At 65.4% G+C, this 12,558-nt stretch carries 11 protein-coding genes; 3 read left to right on the top strand and 8 right to left on the bottom strand.

All coding sequences use genetic code 11. From position 1 onward, the window contains the following. Positions 1 to 120 precede the first annotated feature (120 nt). On the top strand, positions 121 to 1,167 hold the full coding sequence (locus tag J2X53_RS10855; RefSeq protein ID WP_349037513.1) for a DUF2332 family protein: 1,047 nt from the start codon (positions 121 to 123) through the stop codon (positions 1,165 to 1,167). A 454-nt stretch (positions 1,168 to 1,621) separates the two neighbouring features. Here J2X53_RS10855 and J2X53_RS10850 read toward each other — a convergent pair whose 3' ends face one another. The 3 genes from J2X53_RS10850 to J2X53_RS10840 all read right to left on the bottom strand — a co-directional run bounded on the left by J2X53_RS10850 (position 1,622) and on the right by J2X53_RS10840 (position 5,275). Next, on the bottom strand, positions 1,622 to 4,042 hold the full coding sequence (locus J2X53_RS10850; protein ID WP_349037512.1) for an FAD-dependent oxidoreductase: 2,421 nt from the start codon (positions 4,040 to 4,042) through the stop codon (positions 1,622 to 1,624). Between the two features lie 93 nt (positions 4,043 to 4,135). Next, the gene (locus tag J2X53_RS10845; RefSeq protein WP_349037511.1) at positions 4,136 to 4,732 is read right to left on the bottom strand and encodes a hypothetical protein; all 597 of its coding nucleotides are present in this window, start codon (positions 4,730 to 4,732) and stop codon (positions 4,136 to 4,138) included. Between the two features lie 141 nt (positions 4,733 to 4,873). Next, positions 4,874 to 5,275 (bottom strand): RidA family protein, encoded by a 402-nt coding sequence (locus J2X53_RS10840; protein WP_349037510.1) that lies wholly within the window; start codon positions 5,273 to 5,275, stop codon positions 4,874 to 4,876. A 68-nt stretch (positions 5,276 to 5,343) separates the two neighbouring features. Between J2X53_RS10840 and J2X53_RS10835 the strand changes: the two genes are divergently transcribed. Continuing rightward, the gene (locus J2X53_RS10835) at positions 5,344 to 5,913 is read left to right on the top strand and encodes a TetR family transcriptional regulator (protein WP_349037509.1); all 570 of its coding nucleotides are present in this window, start codon (positions 5,344 to 5,346) and stop codon (positions 5,911 to 5,913) included. A 4-nt stretch (positions 5,914 to 5,917) separates the two neighbouring features. On the opposite strand, the gene J2X53_RS10830 is transcribed toward J2X53_RS10835, so the two are convergent. The 5 genes from J2X53_RS10830 to J2X53_RS10810 form a co-directional block, all read right to left on the bottom strand. Then, entirely contained in the window at positions 5,918 to 7,234 is a 1,317-nt protein-coding gene (locus J2X53_RS10830; protein WP_349037851.1) for a branched-chain amino acid ABC transporter permease, read from the bottom strand. A 23-nt stretch (positions 7,235 to 7,257) separates the two neighbouring features. Next, complete coding sequence (locus J2X53_RS10825; RefSeq protein ID WP_349037508.1) at positions 7,258 to 8,268, bottom strand: branched-chain amino acid ABC transporter permease; 1,011 nt, start codon at positions 8,266 to 8,268, stop codon at positions 7,258 to 7,260. Between the two features lie 3 nt (positions 8,269 to 8,271). After that, the gene (locus J2X53_RS10820; RefSeq protein ID WP_349037507.1) at positions 8,272 to 8,982 is read right to left on the bottom strand and encodes an ABC transporter ATP-binding protein; all 711 of its coding nucleotides are present in this window, start codon (positions 8,980 to 8,982) and stop codon (positions 8,272 to 8,274) included. Positions 8,983 to 9,083: 101 nt separating this feature from the next. Continuing rightward, the gene (locus J2X53_RS10815; protein ID WP_349037506.1) at positions 9,084 to 9,872 is read right to left on the bottom strand and encodes an ABC transporter ATP-binding protein; all 789 of its coding nucleotides are present in this window, start codon (positions 9,870 to 9,872) and stop codon (positions 9,084 to 9,086) included. 129 nt (positions 9,873 to 10,001) lie between these two features. Continuing rightward, the gene (locus tag J2X53_RS10810) at positions 10,002 to 11,183 is read right to left on the bottom strand and encodes an ABC transporter substrate-binding protein (RefSeq protein WP_349037505.1); all 1,182 of its coding nucleotides are present in this window, start codon (positions 11,181 to 11,183) and stop codon (positions 10,002 to 10,004) included. 220 nt (positions 11,184 to 11,403) lie between these two features. On the opposite strand from J2X53_RS10810, the gene J2X53_RS10805 reads away from it, so the two are divergent. After that, complete coding sequence (locus tag J2X53_RS10805; RefSeq protein WP_349037504.1) at positions 11,404 to 12,558, top strand: PQQ-dependent sugar dehydrogenase; 1,155 nt, start codon at positions 11,404 to 11,406, stop codon at positions 12,556 to 12,558.

Genomic DNA, 12,558 nt, shown 5'->3' with positions numbered 1-12,558 from the left:
GGATCATGGCGGCGGGCGCGGGACGTGGCAAGCCGATAAAGGGTCAAATCTGTTGACCTTTGGCGGGCTCTGCGGCAGCTTTTGGCAAACGCGGTGGCTGTGATGCCAGAGGAGGCCGTGATGTCACACCTGTCAGATCCGTTTGCCAAAGCCCTGCGCGATCAGGCCGCAGCCTGCGACGCCCTTGGCTCACCCTTTACCGCGCGGCTGTTGCGGGTGCTGGGGCAGGTCTGGCCGCAGCACACCGGGTTGGCGCAAAAGGTGGCGGCGTGGCCGGGCGATTTGGGCCCGCGCGCCGCCTCGGTGCCGCTGCGCATTGCGGGCGGGCTGCATGCGCTGGTGCGGGCGGGGCGGGTGCCGGAGCTTGCGGCTTGCTATCCGCCGGGGGAATGCGATGCGGCAGTTCTGGCGCAGGCCTTGGCCGGAGTTTTGCAGGCGGAAGATGCGTTCTTGTGTGACTGGGTGCGGACCGCGCCGCAGACCAATGAGGTCGGGCGCTCGGCCGTGTTGCTGGCCGGGGCGGCAGAGGTGGTGGCCCGCTTTGGCCTGCCGGTGCGGCTGTCGGAATTGGGCGCGAGTGCCGGGCTGAACCTGTGGTTCGACCGCTATGCGCTGGAGGTGCCGGGCGGGGTGATCGGGGTAGCGCGCAGTGCCGTGACGCTGCGCCCGGAGTGGCGGGGCGCGGTTCCGCCTGTGGTGCCGCTGCACGTCGCCGCGCGGCGCGGTGTCGATCTGCACCCGCTGGACCCCGGCCGCGATGGCGCGCGGCTGTTGGCCTTTGTCTGGGCCGATCAGGCGGAGCGGCTGGCGCGGTTGCAGGCAGCGCTCGGCATGGCAGAGGGCGGTATGGTGGAGGCGGGTGACGCGGCTGACTGGCTGGAGGCCCGGCTTTTGCAGCCGCATCCGGGGCAGCTGCATCTGGTCTATCATACGATCGCGCATCAGTATTTTCCTCAAAGCGTGCAGGCGCGGATCGAGGCGGCGATGGTCGCGGCAGGGGCGCGGGCCACGCCTGACGCGCCCCTGGCCTGGCTCGCGATGGAGGCTGACGCGGGCGGTGAGGGCGCCGGGGTGACCCTGCGGCTCTGGCCCGGTGATCTGCGGCTGGTGCTGGGGCGCGCCGGGTTTCATGGGCAATGGGTCGACTGGCGTGGGATGGGGGGGTGAAGGGGAGACCCCCGCCTTTGTACTGCGGCGGTGGAGAGCCGCATGGCAAAGCACGGGGCGACGGCAAGGCGGGTGCTTCCCTCCCCCCTTGTGGGGGAGGGAGAGGGTGGGGGGGTGCCCCGGCCAGCGCCCCCCACCCCCGGCCCCTCCCCACGAGGGGGAGGGGAGGCGCTTTTGGCTGGTGGCGGGCGCGGCAGGTGCGTGGCGGGCCGGGGGCGATGCAGCATAGGGTGAACCCGTCGGTGCTGCGAGGAACCACCCGCCTGAAAAATACTGCAAAGAGAGTGGCGGGGTGAACCCCGCCCTACGGATGGGGGGCCGGTCCGCGTGAGGGCGTTGCGTTGCGCCGGGAGCCGAGGGCGCAAAGGGGGGGCTCGCCCCCCCTCGTCGCTGACGCTTTTCACCCCCTGAGGACATTCTGAAACAGATGAAGGATTGGCAGGGGCAGGCAGGGTCAGGCGCGCATGCGGCCGCCATCATCCCAGAGCGGCGCGAGGGTGACTCGGGCGGGGCGGCGGTGGCCGAGGATTTCGATCTCGACCGGCAGGCCATCGGTGATGCTGCCCTCGGGCAGAAAGCCCATCGCGACGGAACGGCCGGTGGTGTGGCTGTAGCCGCCGGAGGTGCAGTAGCCCTGCACGGTGCCGTTCAGCCAGATCGGCTCCCACGCCACCACGTCGGCACCCTCAGCCTCGACGATGAACTGGGTGAGGCGGCGTCTCGGGCCGCTGGCCTTTTCCGCGGTGGCGGCGGCTTTGCCGATCCAGTCGCTGGGTTTGTTCCAGGCGATGAAGCGGTCGAGGCCGGTCTCCGCCGGGGTGTAATCAGGGCTGAATTCGCGGCCCCAGCTGCCGAACCATTTGTCGAGCCGGAGTGACATCATCGCGCGCATGCCGAACGGACGTAGCCCAAGGTCTGCCCCGTGCTGGTTCAATATATCCCACAGGTGGCGGACCGACATCTGATCGGTGAAGATCTCGTAGCCCAGATCGCCGGTGTAGCTGACCCGCTGCACAAAGCAATTGGCCATGCCGATGGTCAGGCGTTTGGCATCCATGAACTTGAACGCCTCGGGGGATACATCGGCGCGGGTGACGCGGGACAGCAGCTCGCGCGCCTTTGGCCCCGCGATCTGAAAGCCGGAGCGGGTGTCGGAGATGTTTTCAACCGTGACACCCTCGGCGGCGTTCTGGTCGAACCAGCGCTGGTGCCAGCCTTGGGCGCCATAGCTGGCGGTGAGCTGGAATTCGGTTTCCGACAGGCAGGTGACGGTGAAATCGCCGATGATCTTGCCGGAATGGGCCAGCATCGGGGTGAGCGAGAGCCGCCCCGGTTTGGGGATGCGGCCTGCCATGATTCGGTCGAGCCACGCGCGGGCGTTTTGCCCTTTGACCAGGTATTTGCCGAAGTTCTGCAGCTCGTTGAGGCCGACGCCATTGCGGACGGCCATCACCTCCTGCGCCGTCGCCTCCCAGGCGTTGGAGCGTTTGAAGCTTGGGGTCTCATGGCGCGGCTCGCCGAGCAGGGCGTGGTAATTGACCACCTCCAGCCCGTATTGCTGGCCCCAGACCGCGTTCATGCCGTCGAACACCTCATACATCGGGGTGGTGCGGAAGGGGCGGGCGGCGGGGCGCTCCTCGTTCGGGTAGGAGACGTTAAACCGCATCTGGTAGTTCTCGATCACCTTGGGCACGGTGTAGCCGGGGCTGGTCCAGGTGCCGAAGCGCGACACGTCAAAGCCGCGCGGGTCGCGTTCGACCTCGCCCTCGATCATCCATTGCGCGAGTGCGAGGCCCATGCCGCCGCCTTGGGAAAAGCCTGCCATGACCGCGCATGCGGACCAGTAGTTGCGCAGGCCCTGCACCGGGCCGATCAGCGGGTTGCCGTCGGGGGCAAAGGTGAAGGGGCCGTGGATCACGCGCTTGACGCCGGAGCGTTCCAGCACGGGGAAGCGGCGGTAGGCGAAATTGACCGAGTCCTCGATCTTGTCGAATTGCTCGTTCAGCAACTCGTGGCCGAAGGTCCAGGGGGTGCCGTCGACCGCCCAAGGCTCGCAGGGCTTTTCATAAAAGCCGATGCACAGGCCCCGGCCCTCCTGCCGCAGATAGGATTCGCCGCCGGGGTCCATCACATGCGGGAATTCGCGGCCCGATTTCAGAATCTCCATGATTTCGGGAATGTCGTCGGTAACGAGGTACTGGTGCGCCATCGGCAAAAGCGGCAGGTAGACGCCCGCCATGGCGCCGATTTCGCGCGCCCAGAGGCCACCGGCGTTGACGAGGTGTTCGCAGGTGATGGTGCCTTTTTCGGTCACGACCTCCCAGCCGTCTTTGGTCGGGTTCGTTTCCAGCACGCGGTTGTGCAGGATGATCTCGGCCCCGCCCATGCGGGCGGCTTTGGCATAGGCGTGGGTGGTGCCCGAAGGGTCGAGGTGGCCATCGAGCGGATCGTAAAGCGCGCCGAGGATGCCCTCCAGATTGACCATGCCATCGGTCAGCTCGTGGATCTCCTCCGGGCCCAGAATCTCAGTGTCCAGACCCATGTAGCGGTGCTTGGCGCGTTCGGCTTTGAGCTGTTCGAACCGGGCTTCGTTGTCGGCAAGGGTGATGCCGCCGACGTGGTGCAACCCGCAGGACATGCCGGTGATCGCCTCCAGCTCCTTGTACAGCCGGATGGTATAGCCTTGCAGCGCGGCCATGTTGGTGTCGCCGTTCAGGGTATGAAACCCGCCCGCCGCGTGCCAGGTCGAGCCGGAGGTCAGCTCTGACCGCTCGATCAGGGTGACATCGGACCAGCCGAGTTTGGTCAGGTGATACAGAACCGAACAGCCGACGACACCGCCGCCGATCACGACCACGCGGGTATGGGTTTTCATTGCAGGACTCCGTTGCCTTTGCCGGTCAGAGTGGCCGGGCGGGGCGCGGGGGGCATGTCAGCGCGCGACAGGAAATGTCGCGGATGGCTGGTCTTAAACCGGGTCGCCCCGATGCTGGCCGGTGCTGTCGGTCCACCAGCAGGCAAGGGTGGATTCCGCACGGGTGCGGCCGTTTTCGTCGGCGGTGACCAGGCTGCGGTGGCACAGGATGCCCGCAATCTCCAGCGATCCGGTGGCGGTATGGCCCAGACGGGCCGAGATCACCTTGTCGATCAGATCGGGGCTGAGGTCTTCGGGCCGGGCACTGCCTGGGTCGGCAATGATGGCGGCCAGTCGGGTACGCTTTGCGTCATCTTCGGCGATGATCCGCGCCACATCGGCCCGGAAGGCGGGCTCAGACGCGATATACGCCTCCAGCGCGGGCAGGGATTTCGCGGGCGGCTTCTTCAGCTTCAGATTGCCGGTGTCATACAGAATGCGCAGCACCCGCGCGCCGATGGGCGAGGTCAGCTGCACATGGGCATCGTGAAAGGCAAACTCGCGATCCTCATCCGACAGCCGCAGCGTGGCAGGCCGCCCCTCCAGCACCGCCCGGCGCAGACTGGCAAGCGCCGGGGTGCGGTGGATGTTGGGGATCAGGTCGATGACCGACAGCGCAGGCCGCATGAGCGTTCTGATTTCCCACAGCATGATGATCACCCTTTCCGCAGCACAGTGGCTGCCGTGCAGCCCGGTGCTGCCCAAGGGGGCGGGTATAGCGCGCAGGGCGGCGGATGGGAACAGGGGGGAGTGACGGGCATCGAGCCCGTCACAGCAAACACCCGGGTCGGGTCAGATCACCGCCACGGCCTCGATCTCGACCTTGAACTGGGGTCCGGCCAGAGCGCTTACCCCGATCCCGGTCAGGGCGGGGGCCTGTCCGCCAAACATTTCGGCGACCGGGGCCATCAGGGCGGCGATGTCTTCGGACTCCAGATCAACGACATAGATCCGCAGAGACACCACATGATCCGGTGTGGCCCCGGCTGCGGCAAGGGCGTTGGAAAGATTGCGCAGCACGATCGTCACCTGATCGGCAAGGGCGGGCGGTACGGGGGTGCCGTCAACGGATACGGCGACCTGACCGGAGATAAAGACCATCCGGCCGGGGGAGGCGACGGCAAGCTGCGAATAGCCCAGCGGGCCGGCGTCGGGCAGATTTTCGGGGTTCAGTTTCTGGATGTCAGGGCTCATGATCAGGATTCCTTGCGCGTTATCCTCTACACATGTAGAGGACGCCTATGTAGAGGATTGGAAGTCGATTGATAACCACCCGTCGCGAGATAATTCTGGATGCGGCCCTGTCGCTGGTTGCGCGCGAGGGTCTGGCTGCGCTGACCCATCGCGGCACCGATGCGGCAGCGGGGCTGCCGCCCGGCTCCACCTCCTATTACTATCGGCGCAAGGCCGAGCTGTTGGAGGCAATGATTGACCGGCTGGCCGAGCGGTTGCAGGCAGAGTCAGAGGAGTTGAAGAGCGCGTTCACCACAGTGCTGGCCAACCAAGGCCGCGAGGCCGCGTTTGCCTTTGTGGCGGATGAGCTGGTGGTCTGTGCTGATGCGGACCGCGATCTGCTGATTGCCCGGCTGGAGATCATGCTGGCCGCCTCGCGCGATCCGGCCCTGAGCGGTGCCTGTGAGCGGCTCGCACAGGCCGCGATGCGGCCCATGCTGTTCTTTGTCGATCTTCTGGCGGGTCCGGCTGTCGGTCAGGGCTGCGCGATGGCCTGCGCGGCGCTGCTGGACGGGCTGATGTTGCCCTATGCCACCGGACAGGGCGCGGCCCCAACCGCAGCACAGGTCCGCGCGGCCTGTAGCGCCTTGCTGGACTGAACTGTCACCTTTCCGGCAACAGCCCCTTCGGCGCGAACCGCAGCACCAGGAGCAGGATTACCCCCATGGTCAGCAGCCGCATATGGGCGGCGGAGTTGATCAGATGGGCCTTGAGCCAGCCGTCTGACATGCCAGAGGTCAGCACGGTCATCAGCCCGTTGCCGATGGGTTCCACCATCACCCAGAGCCACCAGATCAGGAAACCGCCGAGCACCGAGCCCCAGTTGTTGCCGGACCCGCCCACGATCACCATCACCCAGACCAGAAAGGTAAAGCGCAAGGGTGAGTACGAGCCGGGGGTGAGCTGGCCGTCGAGCGTGGTCATCATCGCGCCCGCAATGCCGATGACGGCGCTGCCAAGGATGAAGACCTGCAGATGGCGGCGGGTCACGTCCTTGCCCATCGCCTCGGCCGAGACCTCGTTGTCGCGGATCGCGCGCATCATCCGGCCCCAGGGGCTGTGCAGGGCTGCCTGTGACAGCCAGATCAGCGCCAGCAGCACCCCGGCGAACAGGCCGGTATACATCAGCCGCACCACGATGGACGAGGCGGTGACCGGGTCAAAGCCCCAGCTTGTCGCCCAGTCGACAAAGCCTTGGGTGCGTTGCAGGTCCACCTCATAGGGCACCGGGCGGGGCAGGGAGATCACGTTTTTCACACCGCGCCCAAGCCAGTCTTCGTTTTTCAGCACGGCGAGGATGATTTCGGCGATGCCCAGCGTGGCGATGGCCAGATAATCCGAGCGCAGGCCGAGTGCGGTCTTGCCGATGGCCCAGGCGACGGCGGCGGCCAAGAGGCCCCCCACCGGCCAGGCCATCAGCACCGGCAGGCCCAGCCCGCCGAGGTTGCCATGCGCGGCGGGATTGTTCGCCTCCACCGCCTGCACGGCGGGGTCAAAGACGGCGCGGAAGAGGAAGAAGCCGACGATCAGGATTACGGCCACGCCAAGGGTGCGGATGCGGCCCTTTGGCAGTTTTGCGGCGGCCATCACCGCGGCGGCAATGGTGGCCGCCCCCATCATCAGGCCAAGCAGGATGCCCGGGCCGCCCGCGGCCCAGCCACCGGGCGCCGGGGAGGACGAGACCAGCACCACCGACAGCCCGCCAAGCGCCACAAAGCCCATGGTCCCGACCGAGAACAGCCCGGCATAGCCCCATTGGATATTCACCCCCAGCGCCATGATCGACGAGACCAGCGCCATGTTGACGATCAGCAGGGCGAGGGTCCAGCTTTGCAGCATGCCGGTGGCGAAGAACAGCACCGCCACCAGTGCTGCGAGCAGCAGGCCACGGCCCGGCCCTGCGGCGGCCTGTGCGGTCATCTGCGATGTGCCTTGTGCGCCGCTCATACCGATTTTCCTTTGAACAGGCCGGTGGGCATCACCAGTAACACGATGATCAGGATCACAAAGCTGACCGCGAATTTATAGTCGGTGGACATCAGCTGCACGAGGCCGCTGGGGGCCATCGCCTCAGGCACCAGATAGGTGACCACCTTTTTCCAGGCGTAGGTCACCATCACCTCGGAAAACGCGATGACAAAGCCCCCGGCGATGGCGCCAATCGGGCTGCCCAGACCGCCGACAATGGCGGCGGCAAAGATCGGCAGCAGAAGCTGGAAATAGGTGAAGGGGCTGAAGCCCTTGTCCAGACCATAAAGCGTGCCTGCAGTGGTGGCGAGTGCCGCGGCCACGATCCATGTCACCGCAACCACCCGGTCGGGGTTGATGCCCGACAACAGCGCCAGATCCTCGTTGTCGGAAAAGGCGCGCATCGACTTGCCGGTGCGGGTCTTTTGCAGGAACCAGAACAGAGCCGCCACGGCGATCATCGCCACAACCAGCGTGACACCTTGGGTGGTGCGGATCGCCAGCCCCTCGGCCAGACCGGACCAGCCGCGGAAATCGCCCGCCGTGACGATGAAGCGCTCGCCATCGGTAAAGCTGATGTCGCTGGTGCCGATGATGAAGCGGGTGACGCCGTTCAGGATGAACATCACGCCCAGCGAGGCCATGACGAGGATCACCGGCGCGGCCTTGACCCGGCGGTAATAGCGGTAAACCACGCGGTCGGTGATCAGCAGCAGCACCGCCGTCAGCGCGATGCCGATTGGCAGCGCCAGCAGGGCGGTGGGTAGCGGGCCGAAACTGATGCCCATCGATTGCAGACCCCAGGTCAGCAGGATCACAAACACCGTGCCGATGGCCATAGTGTCACCATGGGCAAAGTTGGAAAACCGCAGGATGGAATAGATCAGCGTCGCCCCCAGCGCGCCAAGCGCCAGCTGCGCGCCGTAGGCCAGACCGGGGATGAAGACGAAGTTGAGAAAGGCCACAAGGGCATTGAGGATGTCCATGGCTCAGCCCCCCAGGAATGATTTGCGCACATCGGGGTCGGCCAGAAGGGCCTGTCCGGTGCCGGTGAAGCGGTTGCCGCCCTGCACCAGAACATAGCCTTTGTCGGCGATCTCCAGCGCTTGCCGGGCGTTCTGTTCCACCATCAGGATCGAGATGCCGGAGCGCGCCACTTCGATGATGCGGTCAAACAGCTCGTCCATCACGATCGGGCTGACGCCTGCGGTCGGTTCGTCGAGCATCAGAACGCTGGGTTGCGTCATCAGCGCCCGGCCCACCGCGACCTGCTGGCGTTGACCGCCCGACAATTCGCCTGCGGCCTGATGGCGCTTTTCCTTGAGGATCGGGAACAGGGTATAGACCTGATCCATCGTGGCGCGGATGTCATCGCGGCGCAGGAACGCGCCCATCTCCAGATTTTCCTCGACCGTCATCGTGGTAAAGATGTTGCTGGTCTGCGGCACAAAGGCCATGCCCTTGGCCACCCGCGCTTGCGGGGTCAGGGTGGTAATATCCTCGCCCTTGAGGCGCACAGCGCCGGCGCGCAGCGACAGCATGCCGAAAACGGCCTTCATGGCGGTCGATTTGCCCGCGCCATTGGGGCCGACGATGACGGCAATCTCGCCCGGTTCCACCGCGATGGTGCAGGCGTGCAGGATATCCGCGCCGCCATAGCCGCCGGTCATCGCCTCGCCGATCAGAAAGGGCTCAGCCATGGGACATGACTCCCACGAATTTTCTGCGAAAATTCACTTTTGCAATTTTCGCAGAAAATTGGTGATTTACCTGATTTTCGCAGAAAATCAGGCGTGTCTGGTCAGCCATGGGCGGCCTCCTTGATCTTGTTCTTCAACCCGGTGCCCAGATAGGCCTCGATCACGCGCTCGTCGTTCTTGACTTCGTCCACCGTGCCCTGCGCCAGCACGCGGCCTTCGGCCATGACGATCACCGGGTTGCACAGCCGCCCGATAAAATCCATGTCATGTTCGATCACGCAGAACGTATAGCCGCGCTCGGCATTCAGCCGCAGAATCGCGTCGCCGATGGTGTTCAGCAGGGTGCGGTTCACCCCGGCGCCGACCTCATCCAGAAACACGATCCTGGCATCGACCATCATCGTGCGGCCCAGTTCCAGCAGCTTTTTCTGCCCGCCCGAGATCTGGCTGGCCTTCTGATCGGCCAGATGGTCGATGGTCAGGAATTTCAGCACATCCTGCGCCTTGGCGCGCAACCGCTCTTCTTCGGCGCGCACCGCACCGCGGCGGAACCAGGCGTTCCAAAGCACTTCGCCCTGTTGCGCGCCGGGCACCATCATCAGGTTCTCGACGCAGCTCATCGAGCCGAATTCATGCGCGATCTGAAAGGTGCGCAAGAGGCCCTTGTGAAACAGCTCATGCGGCGGCAGGCCGGTGATATCCTCGCCCGCCATCTGGACCGTGCCGCTGGTCGGTTTCAACCGCCCGGCCACCACGTTGAACAGCGTGGTCTTGCCCGCGCCATTGGGTCCGATCAGCCCGGTAACCGAGCCTGCCGCAATCGAGAGCGACGCGCCGTCAACCGCGCGAAACCCGCCGAAATGGCGGTGAAGGTTCTGAACCTTGATCATGCATTTCCCCTGAACCTTCCGTCGCAGGATCCGGATTTTCCGGGCGCGGAGGCTTTGTCTTATGGCAACGGCGTCTTATGGCAACGGCCCGGATTGCTCCGGGCCGCGCTTGGTGATCTCAGGCCGCGATCAGCGGAACCGGATGGTTTCGATCTTGCCGTCCTTGATCTCGATCTCGCGGTAGTTGCCCGCGCTTTCGCCCGGCCCGATCAGCTCAACGGCCGTTGCGCCGATGTAGTCGATGTCGGTGCCTGCGGCGATCAGCTCCAGCGCTTTGCCCAGCTCACCCGGCAGGATCGGCTCGCCCGGAGCGTTGGCCAGATCCATCACCTTGGGGGCCCAATCCTTGGAGTCTGTCGATCCGGCAGCGGCCATGGCCAGCATGATCAGCGCAGCAGCATCATAGGATTCCGGCGCAAAGGCCGAGGTGCCGTCAAAGCCAGCGGCAGTTGCAAGGCCCTGGAACAGTTCAGCGCCCTGGCTGTCGGTGCCGGGGTATTGGCCGAACGAGCCGTTCAGCCCGTCGCCGATGTCATCGACCAGCTTCTGGCCGACCATGCCGTCGGGCAGGACGAAGGTGGAAAACGCACCCGAATCGAGCGACGCCTGAATGATCGACTTGCCGCCCTTGTCGGTATAGCCCGCCACGACCAGCACATCGCCACCGGCGGATGCCAGAGATGCGACTTCGGCCGAGTAGTCGGCTTTGTCATCTTCATGCGGGGCGTTGATGGTCACGGTGCCGCCCGCTTCGGTAAAGGCGGCGGCAAAGCTGTCGGCCAGACCCTTGCCGTAGTCGTTGTTGGTATAGGTCAGCGCGACGGTCTTGATGCCCTTGTCCATCAGGATTTCGGTCATCACCACGCCCTGACGCGCATCAGAGGGGGCGGTGCGGAAGAACAGCCCGTCATCTTCGGCGGTCGACAGCGCCGGCGAGGTGGCCGAGGGCGAGATCATCGCGACGCCATTGGTGCGCGCGGCGTTTTGCAAAATCGCGCCGGTCACACCCGAGCAATCGGCGCCCATGATGGCCTTGATGCCTTCGGCGGTGATCAGACGGTCGGCAGCGGCAGTCGCGGCAGCGGCGTCGATACAGGTCGAGTCGGCGCGGATCGGAACCACGGTGCCAAGGGTGAATTTACCCGATGTGTTGGCTTCGGTGATCGCCAGTTCAGCCCCGGTGGCCATGTTCGGTGTGATCGATTCCAGCGGGCCGGTGAAGCCCAGAATGATGCCAATCTTGACATCTTCAGCCGAAGCGGCCCCGGCAAACAGCGCGGTGGCGGCGGTGGCAAGAAGCAGTTTTTTCATTAAAAGTCTCCCATGTCGGACTGTTATCCTGGGCGAGACGTTAAAGGGCGGTTTCGCAAAAGAAAAGCGCCTTGTGGCCGGGAAATCTGTCGGGTGACGTTCCGTCAACCGCCTTCAGAAAATGCGGGCACCGGTCACGGCGGGTCACGGTTGCGTGGGTTTGCTGGAACTCGCGGGAAAACCCCCACGTTGACAGGCGTAAGCCATCACAGGAGATGACATGACCGCTTTCCGCCCGACCGCCCGGCGCGCCCCGCTGTGCGCCGCCCCCGCCGCTGCTTTTGCCCTGATGGCGGGGCTGGCGCAGGCCCAGACCCCGGCTTCGACCACGGTGGAAACCTCTGCCGGGCCGATGCAGATCAGCCCGGTCGCGACCGGGTTGGATGAGCCTTGGGCGGTCGGGTTCTTGCCGGATGGGGCGGTGATCGTGACCGAACGTGCGGGGCGGCTGTTGTTGCTGCGCGATGGCGAATCCGCGGAAATCGACGGCGTGCCAGAGGTTTACGCCCAAGGGCAGGGCGGATTGCTGGATGTGATGATCCCCCGCGATTTCGAGCAAAGCCGCGAGGTGTGGCTGACCTATGCCGCTGCGGTCGATGGCGGGGCCGCGACCGCAGTGGGCAAGGGGCGGCTGTCCGACGACGGCAGCACGCTCGAGGGCTTCGACATGCTGTTTGTCGGCGATGGCCGCTCTGGCGGGCGGCATTTTGGCAGCCGGATGGTCGAGGCCGGGGATGGATCGGTGTTCATCACCACCGGCGACCGGGGCACTGGCCCGGCGGGGATGGAGGCGCAAGACCCCGAAACGGTCGAGGGCAGCGTCATTCACCTGAGCCGCGACGGGGCGACGGCGACGACCATCGAAGGCTGGCGGCGCGGGATCTATTCCATCGGGCACCGCAACGCGCAGGGTGCAGCCCTGGGCCCGGATGGCGCGCTCTGGCTGGTCGAGCATGGCGCGCAGGGCGGCGATGAGCTCAACCGGGTCGAGCCGGGCAAGAACTACGGCTGGCCGGTGATCAGCTACGGCGTGAATTACAACGGCGCCAGCATCGGCGAGGGGCAGGCGCAGGACGGCATGGAGCAGCCCTTGCACTACTGGGATCCGTCGATCGCACCGTCGGGGATGATTGTCTATTCGGGCGCATTGGTGCCGGAGTGGGCGGGCGATATCTTTACCGGCTCGCTCAACACCAGTTTCCTGTCGCGGCTGGACCCCGACACCGCTGCCGAGACCGGCTTTGCCGAAGAGCGGATCGAGACGGCGGAGACGGCACGGGTGCGCGAGGTGCGCGAGGCACCGGACGGCTCAATCTGGTTTGTCTCGGTGATCGAGGGGGCAATTTACCGGCTGGCGCCGGCAGAGGCGGGTTAA

Origin of the sequence: Pseudotabrizicola sp. 4114 (assembly GCF_031457365.1) — a bacterium.
Classification (GTDB): Bacteria; Pseudomonadota; Alphaproteobacteria; order Rhodobacterales; family Rhodobacteraceae; genus Pseudotabrizicola.
This window is presented reverse-complemented; position numbering and strand designations above follow the sequence as displayed.

Coding starts and splice junctions, on each gene's coding strand:
- J2X53_RS10840 (WP_349037510.1), bottom strand. CDS start 5,275: ATGAGCCCTGACATCCAGAAACTGAACCCCGAAAATCTGCCCGACGCC.
- J2X53_RS10845 (WP_349037511.1), bottom strand. CDS start 4,732: ATGCTGTGGGAAATCAGAACGCTCATGCGGCCTGCGCTGTCGGTCATC.
- J2X53_RS10815 (WP_349037506.1), bottom strand. CDS start 9,872: ATGATCAAGGTTCAGAACCTTCACCGCCATTTCGGCGGGTTTCGCGCG.
- J2X53_RS10855 (WP_349037513.1), top strand. CDS start 121: ATGTCACACCTGTCAGATCCGTTTGCCAAAGCCCTGCGCGATCAGGCC.
- J2X53_RS10825 (WP_349037508.1), bottom strand. CDS start 8,268: ATGGACATCCTCAATGCCCTTGTGGCCTTTCTCAACTTCGTCTTCATC.
- J2X53_RS10810 (WP_349037505.1), bottom strand. CDS start 11,183: ATGAAAAAACTGCTTCTTGCCACCGCCGCCACCGCGCTGTTTGCCGGG.
- J2X53_RS10805 (WP_349037504.1), top strand. CDS start 11,404: ATGACCGCTTTCCGCCCGACCGCCCGGCGCGCCCCGCTGTGCGCCGCC.
- J2X53_RS10850 (WP_349037512.1), bottom strand. CDS start 4,042: ATGAAAACCCATACCCGCGTGGTCGTGATCGGCGGCGGTGTCGTCGGC.
- J2X53_RS10830 (WP_349037851.1), bottom strand. CDS start 7,234: ATGACCGCACAGGCCGCCGCAGGGCCGGGCCGTGGCCTGCTGCTCGCA.
- J2X53_RS10820 (WP_349037507.1), bottom strand. CDS start 8,982: ATGGCTGAGCCCTTTCTGATCGGCGAGGCGATGACCGGCGGCTATGGC.